Here is a 17,624-nt window from a genome sequence, read left to right as displayed (position 1 = left end):
GGTATAGCCGCCACTATCGCGGCAAAAGTCCGCCCTGCAACAATGCGCGTACTAATTTTTCATCATAGTGGAGTGCGGTTAAAGGAAAAGGCGTCTCCTTTTCGGGATGACGCCTCTGCATTTAAGGATGGTATGGCGAATTATTCAAACGTTTCCGTACCGGTATTCAGTTCGCTGGCATCTTCATTTTCCTCAAAAGGCTCTTTCCCCAGATCCCCTTCAAGTTTGGAAACGAGCAGGGCACCCGTGGCGTCGCCGAGGACGTTGATGGAGGTGCGGATCATATCAAGTACGCGGTCGATACCCGCGATCAGGGCCAAGGCTTCCAACGGGATGCGGATCTGCGTGAAGACGAGGCTGACCATGATAAGGCCCGCACCGGGCACGCCGGCGGTGCCGATCGAGGCAAGGAGCCCCATAAGCATGACGGTGAGCTGGTCGCTTAAGGTCAGCGGGATGCCATACACTTCGGCGGCGAAAACAGCCGCGACGCCCATATAAATGGCGGTGCCGTCCATGTTGATGGTATTGCCGAGCGGGATGGAGAAGCTGGCCACACCCTTGGAAGCCCCAAGGCGGCGTACGGACTGCAAGTTAGTAGGAAGGGCCGCGGCGCTGGAGCACGTTGTAAAGGCGATGAGCCACGGTTCAAAGATACCGCGGAAGAATGTGGGAAGCGGAATGCGTACCACGTACTTGACCAGCGGACTGTAGCAGATGAGAACATGCAGGGCGGACGCGATGGCCGAGACAAGGATGAGCTTGCCGAGAGGCAAAAGTACCTTAAGACCGTGCTGGCTGACGGTATACGAGATGAGGCCGAACACGCCGATGGGGGCATACATCATGACCATATTGGTCATGCGGATCATTACGTCGCCGATGAGTTCAAAAATACGGAGCAGCGGCTTGCCCGTTTCGCCGAGGGAGCTCAAGGCAAAGCCGAAAATGACGGCAAAGAAGATAACCTGCAGCATGTTGCCTTTGGCGAGGGCATCTATGGGGTTCATCGGCACAATGTCAAGCAGGGTCTGGATCAGGCTGGGCGGCGTAATCTGTTTGGCTTTCAGGCCTTCCGTGGAAAGATCCAGCCCAATGCCGGGCTGCATGATATTGGCGAGGAGGAGCCCGATGCCCACGGCAACACCCGTGGTGAGGAAGTAGTAGACGAGCGTTTTGGTGGCGACGCGCCCCAGTTTGCTCAGGTCATGGATGCCTGCGGCCCCCGCGATGATCGTAGCAAGAACCAACGGCACGACCACCATGCGAATCAGGGTGATGAAAAGCTGCCCGAACGGACGTAGGTAGGCGGCGGTAAACTCGGCCGACGTCATGCTTCCGACGATGACGCCAAGGATAAGCCCGATGACCATCTGCACCGGAAGGCTCATTTTGGAATGTTTCTTTGACATAATCTCCTCCCCTCATAACGATTGATGTAGTCAAAACGGCTGTCTGTAAACAGGCAGCCAAGGTACGGCTTTACGGTCATAGACAATTGTGGCGCAAAGGACAAGAACTAATTGTTTTTTCATTTATTAAATAAAGTAACTGGGTTGAAAGATTGTAAATCGGTATTCCATACACGCTATGCCGTAGTGGGTGATGTGATCTGACCAAAAGGGAAAAAGGGGCATACGGCAGGGTTGACAAGGCCATGCAAACAGGCTCAAAAAAGAAACATGTCAAGAGAAGCCTTCACCCGGTGCATTCCCGGATGGTATCAGTGTTTCTTCAAGCTTTCATCGGAACGGAGACGATATGAGCACAGGACAGATGGACAACAAGACCTATGACGTCATTTTTGTCGCCCGCAAGAATGCGGAAAACAAGCATGCCGGAATGATTGCGGAAAATGTGGACAAGGCAACCGCCATTCGCTTCGCCCAAAGATATTGCCACCGTAACGAAGACAACGAAGGTGTGATGATTGCCTATCACGGGACGACTGTTCAGCCGGAAGGCTCGGAATGGTGGTTCCACTAGGAACAGCTTTCCAAAAGAAACAAAGACAGCCCGGAATTTTTTCGGGCTGTCTTTGTTTTACAGTGCGCATACTGCGGGGTTGAGGCGATGTATGGAACTACTTTAACGCGAGCTGGGCAATGGCAGGGATACTTTCAACCAGCAGAGTCGTTACCTTTTCGGCGTTTTGCTTGAAGACGAGAGATACTTCCTCCCAACTGACCGGGGCTTCGTCTTCCTTCCAGCAGTCATAGTCCGTGGACATGGCTACAGCGGCATAAGGAATGCCCGCTTCATTGGCAAGTGCCGTTTCCGTGGAAACGGACATGTTGATGACATCAGCCCCCCACGTACGGAACATACGGGATTCCGCCTTGGTGGAGAAGCGGGGGCCTTCGATGGTGACGACGGTTCCGGTGGGATGGAAAGGAAAATGGTTTTTGCGGCAGCCTTCAATTAAGATTTGGCGCAGAGCGGCGTCAAATGGTTCGGCCATGGGCGTATGGACGGGCTGGCCCGGTTCGAAATAATCGTGGAACGTCATTTTCCGCTGTTTGGTAAAGTCGATGAATTGATCAAGAATGACGAGATCGCCGCGCCGGATTTCCTCCCGGAGGGAACCGGTCGCCGTCGTCGCGAGGATGTGCGTGCATCCGGCATCTTTGAGGGCTTGGATGTTAGCCCGGTAATTGACCGAAGAAGGCGCAATCGTATGGCTGCGCCCATGACGCGCCAATACGATCACAGGAACGCCCGCAATTTCGCCTTCCCGGAGCGGCGAGGACGGTTCGCCCCATACCGTGCCAGCGAAGGTGTCCCGCGCGTTGGTAAAAATGTTCAGGTTGTCGAGGCCGCTGCCGCCGATGATGCCTATTTTGATGCCCATGATCAGTCCTTTGTCGTGTTTAGGGAAAGAATGAGGTTGAGGGTGGAGGCGATGCTTTCACCGTACGCGAAAACGCCTTCATTATGCCCGGCCGTTACGAAGACTCCTTCGGAAGGAGAAAGTTTTTCCGCAATCAAAAGCGTCACTTCACGGGAAAGGGCGGGGGTTCCGTAGGCGATGGACTCCGGAGTCCGGGGGAAGCCTTTCGCTAAAAGGGACGTAAAGAGGAATAGGCTGTGGATATGGATGACGCAATGAGCTTTGTTGGCCGCGTCGTAAACGGCCCCGTGCGTCATGGACTCCGAAGAGGCTTGGACGGGGCCGAAGGATGCCACGGTATTTTTGAGAGGATCAAATGCGCGGACGAGGCTGTAACCTTGTTTTCCCAGAAGGCGGCTGGAGCCGGTTCCGCTCCCGCTGATGAGGAACAGGTTTCCTGCCAGCCTCAAAGAGATGTTCCCGTAACCGATGCCGGAAGGGTAAATGCCGATGAGCCCTACGTCATGAAGCGTTGTGCGCGCCGCATCCAGTTCAGGAAAAAGCGTCAGCGCATCAAGCGCCGTATCCCGTAGTTTGGCAGGCAAAGTACAAAGATACGTCTTGATGTCTCCCACCGTATGGCTGGCTTGGTATTTGACGACGCCGTCAATCGGTTCAGCGGTCATGGCGTGCCGTTCCTAGGGATTCGGGATACAGGGAGGCAATGCCTTCTTGAGTGGCCTGACAGATGCCGCGTTCGGAAATGAGCCCTGTGATGAGCCTATTCGGGGTGACGTCGAACGCCCAGTTTCGGGCTGGAGTTTCGTCCGGGCAAATCTGAACGTCAAGCACGCTGCCGTCGGGCATTTTCCCGCTCATGATGCGGACTTCAGCAGATCCGCGTTCTTCAATGGGGATTTCCGCCACGCCGTCATCAAGGGAAAAGTCGAACGTCGAGGAGGGGAGCGCCACATAAAAGGGAACGCCGTTGTCATGTGCGGCCAGAGCCTTAAGATACGTCCCGATTTTGTTGGCCGCATCACCCCTGCGGGTAACCCGATCCGCGCCGACGATAACGATGTCCACCTGCCCGTGCTGCATGAGATGCCCGCCCGCATTGTCTGCGATCAGCGAGTGAGGCACGCCGTGCCGTGAGAGCTCCCACGCCGTGAGGCTTGCACCTTGATTGCGGGGACGGGTTTCGTCGACCCACACATGCACGGGAAGCCCCGCGTCATGTGCCGTGTACACGGGGGACAGGGCCGAACCGTGATCGACGAAGGCCAGCCAGCCCGCGTTGCAATGCGTCAGGATATTGATGGGGCCCCCGTTTGTTTTTTTTACCGCCAGTGCTTCAAGCAGCGTTTTTCCATGCACGCCGATGGACTTGCATGCCTCGGCGTCTTCGTCGGCGATGGCTTGGGCGGTTATTTTGGCGATATGCCGTTTTTCTTCCGGGGAATTCCCCCGCGTCATGGCGGCAAGCTGGCGGTCAACGGCCCATGCCAGATTGGAGGCCGTGGGGCGGGTTCGTTTCAAGGCGGTTGCGGCGTCGGACATGAAGGCGTCGAAAGCTTCAGTATCCTTTGCGGGAGCTTCGCAGGCTGCAAGCCACATGCCGTATCCGGCTGTTGCACCAATGAGCCCCGCGCCTCGGACGAGCATGTTCCTGATGGCGTCGCAAACCGCACTGAACGATGTGAGCGTCGCCGTCTCGAAACGATGGGGCAGTACATGCTGGTCAATGACATGCAGACGATCCGCCTCGTCAAGCCAGATCGTCCGATATGCTTTTCCGTCTATATTCACGTCCTCATCTCCCTAATCGGATATTTTTATGTTTCATACCCGTAGGGTGGAAGGAATGTCCAGAGGCGGATAGTGCGGGGAAAAAGGATTTTGTTGCGGTAGGGCGTTCAGTGTGGGGTAGAATCTTTTTAGCACCGGTGCAACTAGTCGGTCGCCGTGTGCCCGCTGGCGCTTGGGCAGGCATAGAAAAGAGCGGGGAAAGTTTTTCTCCCCGCTCCTTACAGTCAGTGTGTGGGGTGATCAGGCTGATAAAGGAACGTACCGCTCAAGCGAGATCTCAGGATTTTGAAATGCGGATTTTGAGTTCGCCGGGTGGCTTGGAACACCCCATGCCTGAAGCTGATGTAGCGCCATACCCACCAGCGTGTCCATCCGCGACAGCAGCAGGGGGCTCAGCGTGTTCCCATAGGTCATGTCCAGAGGCTGGGCTCCGATCAGCCGGATTTCCTCCGGGAGGCAGTCCTTCAGCTCCGCAAGGGCCAATACTTCGGAAAAGCTGTTCTGGTGTAGGCTCATCTTGTGCGCGCTCAAATAGGCCGGGATGCCGGTGCTGTCCTTCTCGACGATGGTTCCCGGCTGGAGCCCGAAGTCCACGGCATCCAGCAAAAGCAGGCGTGTGGCCCGTTCCACGAAGGCCAGCAGAGGATGCCCCTGTGTTCCGGCATCCACGATTTCCACATTGTCGGGAAAGGCATACCGTGAATAGAGCCGTTCCGCGACCCGGACGCCGAAGCCTTCATCCCCATAGAGGATATTCCCCAGTCCCAATACAACGATCCGTTCCATAATCAGCCTCCCTTTCCTGAGCGCAGCAGCCGGAATCCGCTGAACATGGTCGAGACGAGCGTGGACTTGCCCATGATTTCTTCACGGATGACCATATACAAATGAATGATGATGAAGCACATGAGGAACAGCATACCCAAGCGGTGGTAGCTGTGCAGATCCCGCCCGCTGTCGCCGATCCAGTAAATGAAGTCCACCACCAGATGGAACGGCTGGAGGATGGCCGAGTCGGACGATTGGACGTACATGCCGAAGCCCGTCAGGATCATGATGATGAGCAGGTTGATGCAGGTCATCATGCCGAGCTGGGCCAACGGATTATGCCCGATGTGTTCGCGCGGGGTTCTGTCAAGAAACAGATACCAGCGGAAGTCCGACAGCAGATCCTGCCACCAGCTTTTTCTCCAGAACGGAATGACGAAGACCTGTCTGGAATACTTGTTGCCGAAGAACGCGAAGATGATGCGCCAGAGCAGGCCGATGGCGATGATGAACCCGGCGATGAAGTGGGCCATACGGGTATAGCCCATATAAAAAAGGTAGGTCGGATCGCCGTCCAGCGAATGCCACGGCTTGCCGATAATGTACCCCGTGGGGATAAGCACGAGAAACGAGAGCACCATGCTCCAGTGCCAGATGCGGATCGGCAGCTGGAAGACATAGATGGGTTTCCCTTCCTGAATAGGTTCGTTCATGGCGTCCTCCTTAGTCCATATGGACCGTCAGCAGTTCGCTGCCGTCCGGCCCCAAGACGTGCGTCGCACAGGCAAGGCAGGGATCAAAGCTGTGGAGCGTCCGCAGTATTTCCAGCGGCTGCTTGGGCACATCCATCCTTGTGCCGAGCAAGGCGGCCTCATACGGGCCGAGTTGTCCGCCGTCGCTGCGCGGTGCGGCGTTCCATGTGGTCGGGACGACGCACTGATATACGTCCACCTTCTTGTTTTTGATGACCGTCCAGTGGCCGAGCGCGCCGCGGGGGGCTTCGGTGAAGCCGACGCCGCGGGCTTCCTGCGGCCAAGTGTCGGGATCCCACTTGTTGGTGAAGACGGCGGTGCTGTCGCCGTTCTTGAGGTTCGTTATGAGCTTGTCGAAAAAGACCTGCATGGTGTCGGCCGCCCAATGCGCTTCCTGCGCCCTGGCGAGGATACGGCCCATAGTCGATTGCAGCGATGTGACGGGCGCCCCGATCCGGGCGCACAGATCATCGACGCGGGCGACGATGTCCGGTTGCTTGAGCTGGTAGGCGATAAGTGTCCTTGCCAGCGGCCCCACTTCCATCATGTTGCCGCGCCAGCGGGGTGTCTTGATCCACGAATAGGGCGCGTTTTCATCAAGCTGCTTGATGTCCGTCCTATTGCCCTTGGTTGCGGGGCCAAGCTCGAAGTGAGGCACTGTTTCGCCCTGATAGGGATGCAGGGAAGTAATGCCTTTGGGATACGTGTACCACGAGCGCCCGACTTCTTCACGGATCTGATCCTCGTCGGACAGGTCGACGGGCAACACTTCATTGAAGTTGCCGTTGATGATTGCCCCTCCGGGGATGAGCAAGCTTTTTTGCGAGTAGTCGTTGGCGATGGATGGGAACGCCCCATACGCCAGCAGCGACTGGTTGGAGAGGCCCGTGCCAAGATGCAGCCATTCAGGATAGGATTTGGCGAGGGCGATACTGTCGGGAAGGAGCACCTGTGCCGAGAATTCACGGCAGCGTTTGATGATCGACTGGACGAGCTCAAGACGCTCCATGTTGATGACGTCGGCCCCGCCCTTGGCGTTGATGTTGAGGGCCAGAGGAACGCCGCCCACCAGCCAGTTGGGGTGTGGGTTCTTGCCGCCGAAAACCGTATGGATCTGGACGACGTCTTTCTGAAAGTCGAGAGCCTCAATATAGTGGGCCACCAGCATGAGGTTGGCCTCGGGCGGGAACTTATAGCCGGGATGCCCCCAGTAGCCGTTTTTGAAAATGCCGAGCTGTCCGGTGGAGATGATGCGAACCAGCTTTTCCTTTACGGAGGCGAAATAGCCGGGGGAGGACTGCGGCCACGGCGAAAGGCTTTGGGCAAGATTGGATGTTTCTTTCGGATCGGCCTTGGAAGCGGAAGCCACGTCGATCCAGTCCAGCCCGCCGAGCTGGTAGAAGTGCACCAGGTGGTCGTGATACCAGAGGGCCAGTTGCATCAGGTTGCGGATGATGTTCGCGTTGTCGGGGATGTCTATCTTGAGTGCGTCCTCGATGGCATGGACGGAGGCGAGTGCGTGCGTGCCCGTACAGACGCCGCAGATGCGTTCCACAAAAGCCCAGATATCGCGGGGGTCACGGTCTTTGACGATGATTTCCAGCCCCCGGAACATGGTTCCGCATGAGACGGCGTTGGTGATCACGTTGTCGTCGTTGATGTTCACTTCGCATCTGAGATGCCCCTCGATGCGCGTAACCGGGTCGACGACAAGACGCCGCCCCGAGTCGTTAACGGTGTATCCCTGCGTTGTGTATTCGTAGGCCATGATCAGTTCCTTTCAGAAGGGGTGGAGTCGTTGGAATCGTTTTTTTCAGCCTGTGCGGACTTGGTTTCCTTGGAACAGTCTCTGTCCTTGCCGTAGCGGTGCTTGAGGTGCACGGCGGTACTGATGGCCGCGTGCGTCACCACGCCGGCACCGATGCCGGCGACGGCGGCCACGCCCACAGTTTCGGCCGTCGTGTTGGTTCCGAATTGTGGGATATTGGTGATGCGGTCGTAGAAGGAACCGTGATCCCAGAAATTCTGTTCGGCACAGCCGATGCAGCCGTGGCCGGACTGTATAGGATAGGAAACCCCGTTGTTCCACCGGGTAACGGGGCAGGCGTTGTAGGTCGTCGGCCCCTTGCAGCCCATCTTGTAGAGGCAATAGCCGAGGCTTGCTGCGGCGTCGTCCCATGATTCCACAAACTGCCCCGCGTCGAAGTGGGCGCGGCGCACGCACTGGTCATGCACACGTTTGCCGTAAAAGACCTCTGGGCGACCCTGCGAATCGAGTTTGGGGAGTTGATCATAGGTCAGGATGTAGGCGACGATGTTGCTCATGACGTCCGGGATGGCGGGGCAGCCCGGAACCTTGATGATAGGCTTGTCGTGGATGACCTTGTGGATAGGGGTTGCCTGCGTGGGGTTGGGGCGGGCAGCCTGCACGCATCCCCATGAGGCGCAGGTCCCCCACGCGACGATGGCCTTGGCTCCGGCGGCTCCGCGCTGGAGTTTGTCCATGAAGGGACGCCCACCGTCGATGCAGTACATGCCTTCTTCGCCCAGAGGCGGATTGCCTTCCACGGCAAGGATGTAGCGTCCCTTGTAGGCGCTGATGGCTTTTTCAAAACATTGCATGGCCTGATCGCCCGCCGCCGCCATGATGGTGTCCTGATAGTCCAGCGCGATCATGGAAAGGATGATGTCGGAAGCCAAAGGATGTGCCGAGCGGATAAAAGATTCCGTACAGCAGGAACACGAAAGGCCATTGATCCAGATGACGGGCAGATACGGTTTGGTTTCCATAGCGTGGGCGATTTCGAGGTGCCCCATTGGGCCAAGGCCCAAGGCAACCGCCGCCATAGAGCAAAATTTCAGGAAATCACGTCGGCAGATACCTCTGCGGCGCAGCACTTCGTACTGGGTTTCCTCTGGGTTGAACATGGGTACATCCTTCTTTGGGTCAGCGTTGCATTCAAGACGTGTCCTTGGAAAAAGGCACATCCGTACGGACGGCTTCTTCTGCCGTATCTGTTTTACACTGAAGCCTTTTCGGGGATGCCCGTCAACCGCATGATAGCTGGATCACTATGATAAATGCGGGATTGGGAGCCTTGAGTCGTTAGAATGTGCCGGGAAAACAAAAGGCTTTGTTATAGTATGTGGTTGTTTCATCTCCACAGTACGGTGAAAAATACATCCTTTTTTCCTGTTTTCCCCTTCGGGATCCACGGCTAAGGCATTTTGCCGGTTATCCCTTTGGAGCTTCAAAAAAAAGCATCAACCATTTTCTATAACACAGCCAAACAAAAAAAGGCATACCGAAAAACGGTATGCCTTTTTTCTGGCGAAAGAAGGGAGAAGAATCAGCGTGCGCCCTTGGGGAAGAGCACCACGCCTATGGTCTTAAGGATGATCCGAACGTCCAGCAGGATGGACATGTTTTTGGCGTAGTACAGGTCATATTCCAGCTTGCGGCGGGCATCCTCGACGGAGGAGCCGTAAGGATAACATACCTGGGCCCAGCCGGTGACGCCGGGCTTGACCGCGTGGCGCAGGCTGTAGAAGGGGATTTCCTTCTCAAGTTCACTGACGAATTCAGGGCGTTCCGGGCGAGGCCCAATGAGGCTCATTTCGCCTTTGAGGACGTTCCACAACTGGGGCAGTTCGTCGATACGGGTTTTGCGGATGATTTTCCCCACTTTGGTGACGCGGGGGTCGGACTTCATGGCCCAGACGGCACCGTTTTTCTCGGCGTCAGTACGCATGGAACGGAATTTGTAAACGGTGAAATCCTGCCCGAACAGGCCCACACGACGCTGCCGGTAAATGACTGGGCCGGGAGATTCCGCACGGATGGCAATGGCGGTGAGAAGCATGATGGGCGACGTGCAGAGCAGCAGGCCGAGTGTGGCGAACAGATCAAAAGCGCGTTTGAGGCGGCGCAGGGAGCCTCGGGTATTGAGAGAAAAGCCTTCTTCCGTGAGCAGCCATTCCGAGCTGATCTGTGAGACGGGGAGCCGATGCACCATATGTTCACAGAAGGAGCGGACATCGACGATCATCTGCCCGTGCAGCTTGGCATGCAGCAGTTCGGTAGCGATGTCTTCATCGATGGGAGCGTCGGGCAGCAAGACAATCATGGTGGCGTTTTGCTGTTTGGCGATTTCCTCAACCTGCATGGGGGTGCCAAGATAGGGGATTTCCCTGTCGTTGTCACAATCGCCCACATAACCGACTATGTCGGCGTCGGTCAGGGATTCGGAAATGGTTTGCCGTACCTTCCCTGCGCGATCCGTCCCAATGAGCAGGATTCTGGCTTTATGCACAAAACGGCCGATGTGCTTATAGTAGAGCGCACGCCAGCCGAGGCAGAACAGAAGGCACAGGCTGAAAAGCAGCAGCAGTGTCTTACGATCGAAACGCCAGTGCTGGAACGCATAAAACGCGGAAGCGGAAGCGATGGCGCCAAGGAAGAAAGCTATAAGAACCCGGCCGGTGGTGTCCTTGAAGTCCTCAGCCCCAATGTTATAGGCATCCAACACATAAAAGAAGAAAAGGTAGGAGGCGACGGTAAACAGCGACGCCCCTGTGTAGTCGTGCAGAACGGAAAGATCCGCGGGCAACATGACCCAGCCGGTAATGCTGAGCGCCGCAAGGATGCAGACGGCATCCAGAACTTTAAACAGCCCTTTGCGATAACCGCTGATAAGCAAGGGAAACCTCCAGTGAGTCCTCGTTAGGAAACCAACTTCATGACGTTGAGGATAAGATCGGCAGCCTTACGGGCATCCAGTTCTGTTTCCGCAATGGCTCTTCCTTCCTTCCCCATACAGGCCGCCAGAGCGCCATCCTCTAGAAACGATTCCAACGCCTTTGCCAAGGCTTCGGGAGTCCGTACAGGCACGAGAAAACCATTCTTCCCGTCGACGACCACATCTCGGCATCCGGGAACATCGGTTGCCACGATGGGACGCCCCATGCTCATGGCTTCCATGAGCGAACACGGCAACCCTTCCCGCCACGATGGAAGAACGATAACATTCGCCTGTCCAACATAGGGACGCACATCACGCGTGACGCCTAGGTATTCAATAATGCCTTCCCGCTCCCATCCCTTAACCGTTTCAAGAGGGACTCCCCCCCTAGAGCTTTCAGGGGCACCAAGGAGCTGGAAACGGGCATTGGGATACCGTTTTTTTACTATCCGGGCCGCTTCCGCATATTCATACAGCCCTTTGGCTTCAAGAAGCCTTCCCACGAGAAGGAATGTAAGGGGAGCTTCGGGAAGAGGTGCCACGGCAAACTTGTCCGTGTCCACTCCCGTACCTTTGGTCATGACGACATGGGCACCGCGCGGGAGGCAATGCCAATCCCGAAACGTCCGGACATCATCCGTATTCTGAAAAAATACGGCATTACTAAAAGAAAGCGAAATACGGTAGAGGAAGGAGGCCAGATACGTAAGCATCTTTTTTGCGGGGGTATTGGCCTCAAACATGTATCCGAGTCCCGTAATCATGGCATAACGGGATCGGATGCCCGCCAAAGCCGCCATCGGGATCCCGTAAATAACCGATTTGATGGTGGACGCATACAGGATATCGGCGCGTTCCTCATGGAAAACCTTGTATAGGGCAAAACAGGTTTTCAAGTCATGGACTGGGTTTAACCCCTTGTTATCCAAAGGATAGTTACGGACATTCGCCCCAAGCCCTTTGAGGGTGGTTTCGGCTTCGGAATCTCCCGCAGGGACGAGGCACGTTACCTGATGCCCTTCTTCCCGCAAGCGGGAGATGAGCACACTCCAAAAGCTGACCAGAAAACTGGCCCTATTATTCATAATAATGATGTTCATGGCAGGAAAGTATAGCAGTGCGCTGAAGAGAAAGGAAGAGGGATAGGACACTTTGCCGCAGAAGGGAAAGAGTCAGGTTCGTTTTTTGGGCGGGGCCACCTGTTGGAAGAGGCGCCCGCGTACGACCGATGTTTGGCCGAACTTGTCTTGGAGCTCATCCATGACCTTGTCCAGTTTGATGCGGCGTTCTTCTGTAGCTCGGCTGTCCTTCCCAAGGGTAGGGAGTAATAACTGGTGTGGTGAGCTGTCGAAACCGGAAACGCCTACGCCGATAAGCCGAATTTTTTCCTCAAGACGCATGTGATCGAGCAAATTACACGCTGTCTCATAAATGGATTCCGTAGCGTTAGTAGGGGCATCAAGTGTGACCCTGCGGGTAATGATGCGAAAATCGGCATACTTGACTTTGAGCGTGATTACACGGCCCTGAAGCCGCTGTTTCCGTAGTGTGCGACCTATCCGATCAGCATGGCGAAAAAGCCAGCCCTTAAGGAAGCCTACATCGCGTGTGTCGACATCAAACGTCGTTTCGGCACTTTCTGATTTGGGAGGCGTATAGGGTTCCACTTCTCGTGGATCAATGCCTTGTGCCCGTTCATAGAGGATGATGCCGGCTTTTCCAAAACGACGCTCCCAAAACATTTTAGGATAGCGTAGGACATCGCCTGCTGTCCGGATGGCAAGGTTTTGAAGTTCCCGCACCATTGTTTTTCCCACACCCGGTATTTGTTCCACCGGAAGCGATTGGAGAAAAGCGGACAGCTTATCAGGAGGCAGAATACTGAGTCCATCAGGTTTGTTCAAATCGGAAGCTATTTTTGCAAGAAATTTAACGGGGGCCAGCCCGATGGAGCAGGTCAATCCTCCGGTAACTTCTTTCACTTCGCGTTTGATGCGCCGGGCCATGTCTTCCACAGGGCCGAAGAGTCGCTCCAGTCCTGTCGCGTCAAGGTAGGCTTCGTCGACGGAAGCCTTTTCGACTCGGGGAGAATACGAGCGCAAGACATCAACTACGGTTCGGGAAACTTCGGCGTATCGTGCCATACGCACAGGAACGAGAATGGCATGAGGACAGAGCTGCAATGCCTGTGCTATAGGCATTGCGGAATGGACGCCGAACTTCCGGACTTCATAGGAAGCCGCACTGACGACCCCTCGAGGGCCGCCTCCACCAACGATAACCGGTTTGCCCCGCAGTTCAGGATGGTCTTTTTGCTCGATGGACGCGTAAAATGCGTCCATGTCCACATGCATAAACCATTTCTGCATCTATGAAATATCCTTACAGTATTTATTCCCCTACGTTATTTCATACCGTCTTTTTTGTTAATCTATTGCTGATCAGAGTTTTTTTCAAGCAAGACTAGCTCTCTCCTTGTCCTCTATTCCCTTCTACTCACTGTAATAGTATTTCTCTGGCAGATGGAGGGGGTACCGTGTGCTTGCAGGAAGTTTTGAAATCAAGGGGATGATGGACGACATCCCCTGGAAGAGAAAAGCTGTATGATAGTGAAATTTTGTTAGTAACTATATTAATATATTGATAAATACAAGAGCTAGCATTTTTCAGCAATCTACTTTTTTATTACTTCTGTTCTCTTCTAGCTCAGTTTGAGGGCTGGCCCTAGGAGGCAATTGGCCGTCGCAGCCCTAGAGCCCTTGAAATTTCCCTCTTGTTTTTTAGGATGCTTTGGCGTTTTTGGCGAGGGCGAGAAAACGTTCCGCAAGGACTCCGGGGGCTATGAAACGGCGAGACTCAAAGCTGGTTTCAAGTGCATTCGATTCATTCATGGGCTGGCTGTCATAAGCCGCTTTTAATTCCGCTTCGAAAGCATCTCGTAATTTTTTGAAGGATTGTTCGATTTCGGGATAGTTGTTTTCTTCACGCCAAGGAAGGCGCAAGCTTTGTTTCCAGAGGCGTCCTTTGTGGGAAGGGATTTCTAAATCATAGGTTTTTCCAGACATAGGATTCTCTGAGCGTTCATGTTGTCCGGGATAGCAGAATTCCTGCCAAGAATCGGGTGGTTCCGGGATGGTCGAAGCGACGCGGATGAACGGCAGAGCCAACTCTCGTTCATGCTCCTCAAGGGTTACCGTGTAATGAAGAATAGGGCGGATATTACCGCGCCGTTTGGTAATGTTCCATTCTATACGCATGTCGGTAGTCCTATTGTTAGGCGGATGGAAGTTCTTTGAAATATCCCAGTTCACCAAAAGGTGGCGTTGTCCCGTTCGGCTGTTCGGCGAGCCAGAGGACGGGAAAGGCGGGTTCCTCCGGAAATCTGTCACACTCCAGATCAGTGAACCAGATCATGCAGGTGGGGGTGAGATCGTTTTCTTCAATATACGCGGTAACTGGCCTGTAATCCGTTCCGCCGCCTCCCACCGGGGCCAGCCGTAATGGCAGATCCTGTCGGGTAAATGTTTGGGCGGACTGAACTTGCGTATCATGGAACAAGACGGTCAGGAGAGTGTCGTAGTCTTCCAGAATACCGGACAGTTCGGCACAGAAGATTTCAAGAAGCGTATCATCCACGGATCCAGAGCTGTCCACGGCAAGCACTACATGGGGGATACGGGGTTCCTGCCGCGAAGGCAGATAGATGCCTTGGTAAAGGTAGCGGCGGTTTGGTGTGGTCCATGTAGAGTCACCATCCGTACAGTTCTCAAGAAAGCGTTGAAGGATACCTCGCCAGTCCAATGTTGGGTGCAGCCGTTTTCGGAACAAACGGAGAAAGCCCGCCGGCATATCTCCCATATGCTTGGCACGCTGCATAGCCTGAACGAGTTCAATGTCGGCTTCCTGCTCCGCCTGCTTTTGCGCTGTTCCGCTGCCGCCGTCCAATACAGGATGATCACGCACTTCTCCTGTAAAGGCCATGGGCTTTGTTTGTTGCCCGTTGCCTTTCTCTTGACTGTGTTCGGAAGCTCCGTGTCCCCCCAATAGTTCGGCCTCGCCGCGTTCTCCTTCCGTAGTTTTTTTTTGATCTTTGGATTCCCCTTTCCCTTCGCCCGATTGTCCCGTACCGCCTTCTGCTTGTTCGGTTTCCTCCTGAACTTCCGGGCGCTCGGCACCTTTGTTGGGCGGTTCATCTTGAAGGCGGGCCAATTCTGAATATAATGCTTCGGCGGAAAGCCCGGCATAAGCCGGATCGTGTGTGGCTCCTTGGGGGAGAGAGAATCCTGCATCCAACAAAAGTTGGTTGACAACAAGATCACAAGCTTTATTCCAGAGCGCCGCATCGCGCCCTTTACGACGGACGTGATGGGCACAAGCCAAATGCATGACCTCATGCGCCTGCGCCCCTATGAGCGCGGCCTCGGACAATGCGGCGGCATAAGAGGGGTTAAAGCCGAGAGTACGCCCGTCCGTCCAGAGGTCACTGCATGTGGGATCCGGCTTCAGCTTCAGACGCAGGGCGATGGAGCCGAAAAAAGGATGATCCAATACGAGTGCCGCCCTAGCGCGGATCATGGCAAGATGGGCTTGCCGTTCGAGTGGTGTCATAATGTTACATCAAGACGTGAGCGTTGGCCTGAGCCCAGTCGGCAAAGGCAGATGTATGGACGATACGCTCGTCACGACAGACGGTGTCACGCATGAGCAGAACACCGAATTCAGCGGGCAGGCGTCCGGCATAGGCTACAAGAGCCTTGACGGTTTCAGCGGAAGCTTTTTCTGAAAGGGCTTCACATACGGCATACAGCGCTGCCGGATCATCAGGCACGAGAGCGTCATCCGGATTGTCAAGGATATCTTCCACTGAAGGGAGCTCACGCCAGACGTGAAGGAATCCCATGAATTCAGCCGCCGCGCCATCCCCCACCGTCCCACGGAAGAGCTCATATTCCACATTCGGATCGGGATTGGCATTAAGAATGCCTGACAGGAAAGCCCATGAGCGCGGAGAGGCGAACGCCTTCCCGGAGGAAAGCGGATCAAAGTCATGGAGCAGTTTGGGGCGGAATCGCAGAAAAGCAATTATTTCACGCCTGATACCCGCTTGCTGTGCCCACTGGAACCAATCATCAGGGCAAACATCAAATTCAAGGTGTACCATGCGGTTCGCCAGCGCGGAAGGCATCCGGTGGGTAACGGCCTTGTCCTTTTCACGGTTGCCGGCCGCTATGATGCTCCAGCCGTCGGGCAGACGGTACTCCCCGATTCTTCGGTCCAGCACAAGCTGGTAACAGGCCGCTTGAACCAATGGCGGCGCAGCGTTCAGTTCATCAAGGAAGATAATGCCTTGTTCTGGATCATCCGGGCCCGGGAGAAAGGCGGGCGGGCACCATTCCGCACGTCCGTTTTCAAGGCGGGGAAGTCCACGAAGATCGACAGGATCGAGCAGAACCGCTCGTATGTCACGCAAGTCCATACCGCGATCCGCAGCGACTTTCGCCACAATCTGGCTTTTGCCTACACCCGGTGCACCCCAGAGGAAAACCGGTTGATGAGCGGAAAGAAGCGTATGGAGCGCTGAGGAAATTTGAGAAGGTGTCATGAAGCCATCCATGAAAGAGGGTCGTTGTTTGCGAAGGACTATAGCTATATGAAAATGAAAGTCAATATCTAAATAGATTTTAGGCCGCATGGGATGGAGGTTGATGAATCTATCATTCTGGAGCAGGATGCTTTCCGTGGACTGTGCGAAGGTTTGTCGGTGGCCTCTCATGCCAGTGACGGCGGATACAGACAGCATCTCAAAAAAATTCCAGTGTGGATATGTAGGGAATAATTATGGAGTTGTCCTATATTATTACATTTTCCGGTTGGTTCTTGGGGGGCTTTGTTAATATCGTTACGGGGATGGGGGGTCCCATGATTGCCTTGCCGCTCATGGTGCTGTTCATGGATTTTTCCTTGGTTATTTTGGTAGCCTGTCTGTTGTCTGTGCTGACTAATATTTTGCTGGTAATTCGATTCTGGCATTATACTGATTGGAAGGCTGTCTGGATGCTGGTGCTGGGGAGTCTGCCGGGGGTGGGGCTGGGAGTTTGGAGCTTGAAACACATTCCGGCTTTCGGGTTGGAAATTTTTTTAGGGAGCATGCTTATCGCGTTTGCCGTTTGGCAAATGTGGGGTGGCCTCAATTTACGGGGTTCATGGGGAGACGGCGTTCTCGCACGGTTAGGTTGGGGGGCTGCGTCTGGGATGTTTACCGGTGCCGTGGGGTTGGGTGGACCACCGCTGGCGGTATGTGCATCGATGGCCGGATGGGATAAGAACGTAGCTCGGGCCATCTTCGGGGCATTTTTTATGTTCAGTATCAGTATTGCCGTGATATTTGACATTCTTTATGGGCTGGTCACTCCCGTGGTTATGCAGCACACACTAGTTGGACTTCCAGGCGTATTGTTAGGGACGCTGGTCGGCCTACCTGCTGCGCGCAAGATCCGTCAGGAAACTTTCCGCAGAAGCATGATGTGGATAGTATTGCTGGGGGCCATTTCTTTATTGTTCAAGGCTTTTTTGCATTGAGCGCAGCCTCTTCATAGCTATCGTTATCCGGATATTCATATAGAAAGTATATTTTTTTGTTTCTAACTTCCTTAAGTAAGTTGGAAGACATTGAGCGTCTTCCAACTTTTCTTCGACTTAAGTTTGGACGATGTGATGTCCTCT

At 54.7% G+C, this 17,624-nt stretch carries 16 protein-coding genes; 2 read left to right on the top strand and 14 right to left on the bottom strand.

Annotated features, from left to right (window positions below; translation table 11 throughout):
- Nucleotides 1-140: 140 nt before the first annotated feature.
- Nucleotides 141-1,412 carry a dicarboxylate/amino acid:cation symporter gene (locus ACZM8Y_RS09945; RefSeq protein WP_482332859.1) on the bottom strand — a complete coding sequence of 424 codons (1,272 nt, stop codon included), beginning with the start codon at nucleotides 1,410-1,412 and terminating at the stop codon, nucleotides 141-143.
- 349 nt (nucleotides 1,413-1,761) lie between these two features.
- On the opposite strand from ACZM8Y_RS09945, the gene ACZM8Y_RS09940 reads away from it, so the two are divergent.
- A complete protein-coding gene (locus ACZM8Y_RS09940; RefSeq protein ID WP_302552036.1) occupies nucleotides 1,762-1,986 on the top strand; it encodes a hypothetical protein in 225 nt (74 codons plus the stop codon).
- Between the two features lie 97 nt (nucleotides 1,987-2,083).
- Here the strand turns inward: ACZM8Y_RS09940 and mtnP are convergent, their stop codons facing one another.
- The 13 genes from mtnP to ACZM8Y_RS09875 all read right to left on the bottom strand — a co-directional run bounded on the left by mtnP (nucleotide 2,084) and on the right by ACZM8Y_RS09875 (nucleotide 16,503).
- On the bottom strand, nucleotides 2,084-2,851 hold the full coding sequence (mtnP, locus tag ACZM8Y_RS09935; RefSeq protein ID WP_308771918.1) for an S-methyl-5'-thioadenosine phosphorylase: 768 nt from the start codon (nucleotides 2,849-2,851) through the stop codon (nucleotides 2,084-2,086).
- 2 nt (nucleotides 2,852-2,853) lie between these two features.
- Nucleotides 2,854-3,516 carry a class II aldolase/adducin family protein gene (locus ACZM8Y_RS09930; RefSeq protein WP_479858368.1) on the bottom strand — a complete coding sequence of 221 codons (663 nt, stop codon included), beginning with the start codon at nucleotides 3,514-3,516 and terminating at the stop codon, nucleotides 2,854-2,856.
- On the bottom strand, nucleotides 3,506-4,639 hold the full coding sequence (gene mtnA / locus ACZM8Y_RS09925; RefSeq protein WP_479858367.1) for an S-methyl-5-thioribose-1-phosphate isomerase: 1,134 nt from the start codon (nucleotides 4,637-4,639) through the stop codon (nucleotides 3,506-3,508). The genes ACZM8Y_RS09930 and mtnA overlap by 11 nt, the downstream gene beginning before the upstream one ends.
- A gap of 240 nt (nucleotides 4,640-4,879) precedes the next feature.
- A complete protein-coding gene (gene hybD / locus ACZM8Y_RS09920; protein ID WP_337432187.1) occupies nucleotides 4,880-5,425 on the bottom strand; it encodes a HyaD/HybD family hydrogenase maturation endopeptidase in 546 nt (181 codons plus the stop codon).
- A gap of 2 nt (nucleotides 5,426-5,427) precedes the next feature.
- On the bottom strand, nucleotides 5,428-6,120 hold the full coding sequence (cybH, locus tag ACZM8Y_RS09915; protein WP_337432188.1) for a Ni/Fe-hydrogenase, b-type cytochrome subunit: 693 nt from the start codon (nucleotides 6,118-6,120) through the stop codon (nucleotides 5,428-5,430).
- 10 nt (nucleotides 6,121-6,130) lie between these two features.
- Nucleotides 6,131-7,927 (bottom strand): nickel-dependent hydrogenase large subunit, encoded by a 1,797-nt coding sequence (locus ACZM8Y_RS09910; protein ID WP_479858366.1) that lies wholly within the window; start codon nucleotides 7,925-7,927, stop codon nucleotides 6,131-6,133.
- A gap of 2 nt (nucleotides 7,928-7,929) precedes the next feature.
- Nucleotides 7,930-9,087 (bottom strand): hydrogenase small subunit, encoded by a 1,158-nt coding sequence (locus tag ACZM8Y_RS09905; protein ID WP_479858365.1) that lies wholly within the window; start codon nucleotides 9,085-9,087, stop codon nucleotides 7,930-7,932.
- Nucleotides 9,088-9,509: 422 nt separating this feature from the next.
- Nucleotides 9,510-10,859, bottom strand: coding sequence for a sugar transferase (locus tag ACZM8Y_RS09900; RefSeq protein WP_479858364.1), 1,350 nt, complete (start codon nucleotides 10,857-10,859; stop codon nucleotides 9,510-9,512).
- Nucleotides 10,860-10,882: 23 nt separating this feature from the next.
- Nucleotides 10,883-12,001, bottom strand: coding sequence for a glycosyltransferase family 4 protein (locus ACZM8Y_RS09895; protein ID WP_337430769.1), 1,119 nt, complete (start codon nucleotides 11,999-12,001; stop codon nucleotides 10,883-10,885).
- A 72-nt stretch (nucleotides 12,002-12,073) separates the two neighbouring features.
- Nucleotides 12,074-13,270 carry a DNA polymerase IV gene (locus ACZM8Y_RS09890; RefSeq protein WP_482332866.1) on the bottom strand — a complete coding sequence of 399 codons (1,197 nt, stop codon included), beginning with the start codon at nucleotides 13,268-13,270 and terminating at the stop codon, nucleotides 12,074-12,076.
- A gap of 411 nt (nucleotides 13,271-13,681) precedes the next feature.
- Complete coding sequence (locus ACZM8Y_RS09885; RefSeq protein WP_479858362.1) at nucleotides 13,682-14,158, bottom strand: hypothetical protein; 477 nt, start codon at nucleotides 14,156-14,158, stop codon at nucleotides 13,682-13,684.
- A 16-nt stretch (nucleotides 14,159-14,174) separates the two neighbouring features.
- A complete protein-coding gene (locus tag ACZM8Y_RS09880) occupies nucleotides 14,175-15,509 on the bottom strand; it encodes a vWA domain-containing protein (protein WP_479858361.1) in 1,335 nt (444 codons plus the stop codon).
- Nucleotides 15,510-15,513: 4 nt separating this feature from the next.
- The gene (locus ACZM8Y_RS09875) at nucleotides 15,514-16,503 is read right to left on the bottom strand and encodes an AAA family ATPase (RefSeq protein WP_482332874.1); all 990 of its coding nucleotides are present in this window, start codon (nucleotides 16,501-16,503) and stop codon (nucleotides 15,514-15,516) included.
- 236 nt (nucleotides 16,504-16,739) lie between these two features.
- On the opposite strand from ACZM8Y_RS09875, the gene ACZM8Y_RS09870 reads away from it, so the two are divergent.
- Nucleotides 16,740-17,480, top strand: coding sequence for a sulfite exporter TauE/SafE family protein (locus tag ACZM8Y_RS09870; protein ID WP_479858360.1), 741 nt, complete (start codon nucleotides 16,740-16,742; stop codon nucleotides 17,478-17,480).
- Nucleotides 17,481-17,624: the final 144 nt, after the last annotated feature.

It is taken from the genome of Bilophila sp., assembly GCF_057864385.1.
The sequence above is the reverse complement of the archived record's forward strand: the minus strand, read 5'-3'. Positions and strand labels throughout refer to the sequence as shown.

Coding starts and splice junctions, on each gene's coding strand:
- ACZM8Y_RS09885 (WP_479858362.1), bottom strand. CDS start 14,158: ATGCGTATAGAATGGAACATTACCAAACGGCGCGGTAATATCCGCCCT.
- ACZM8Y_RS09945 (WP_482332859.1), bottom strand. CDS start 1,412: ATGTCAAAGAAACATTCCAAAATGAGCCTTCCGGTGCAGATGGTCATC.
- ACZM8Y_RS09875 (WP_482332874.1), bottom strand. CDS start 16,503: ATGACACCTTCTCAAATTTCCTCAGCGCTCCATACGCTTCTTTCCGCT.
- ACZM8Y_RS09880 (WP_479858361.1), bottom strand. CDS start 15,509: ATGACACCACTCGAACGGCAAGCCCATCTTGCCATGATCCGCGCTAGG.
- ACZM8Y_RS09870 (WP_479858360.1), top strand. CDS start 16,740: ATGGAGTTGTCCTATATTATTACATTTTCCGGTTGGTTCTTGGGGGGC.
- ACZM8Y_RS09905 (WP_479858365.1), bottom strand. CDS start 9,087: ATGTTCAACCCAGAGGAAACCCAGTACGAAGTGCTGCGCCGCAGAGGT.
- ACZM8Y_RS09890 (WP_482332866.1), bottom strand. CDS start 13,270: ATGCAGAAATGGTTTATGCATGTGGACATGGACGCATTTTACGCGTCC.
- ACZM8Y_RS09895 (WP_337430769.1), bottom strand. CDS start 12,001: ATGAACATCATTATTATGAATAATAGGGCCAGTTTTCTGGTCAGCTTT.
- mtnP (WP_308771918.1), bottom strand. CDS start 2,851: ATGGGCATCAAAATAGGCATCATCGGCGGCAGCGGCCTCGACAACCTG.
- cybH (WP_337432188.1), bottom strand. CDS start 6,120: ATGAACGAACCTATTCAGGAAGGGAAACCCATCTATGTCTTCCAGCTG.
- hybD (WP_337432187.1), bottom strand. CDS start 5,425: ATGGAACGGATCGTTGTATTGGGACTGGGGAATATCCTCTATGGGGAT.
- ACZM8Y_RS09940 (WP_302552036.1), top strand. CDS start 1,762: ATGAGCACAGGACAGATGGACAACAAGACCTATGACGTCATTTTTGTC.
- ACZM8Y_RS09930 (WP_479858368.1), bottom strand. CDS start 3,516: ATGACCGCTGAACCGATTGACGGCGTCGTCAAATACCAAGCCAGCCAT.
- ACZM8Y_RS09910 (WP_479858366.1), bottom strand. CDS start 7,927: ATGGCCTACGAATACACAACGCAGGGATACACCGTTAACGACTCGGGG.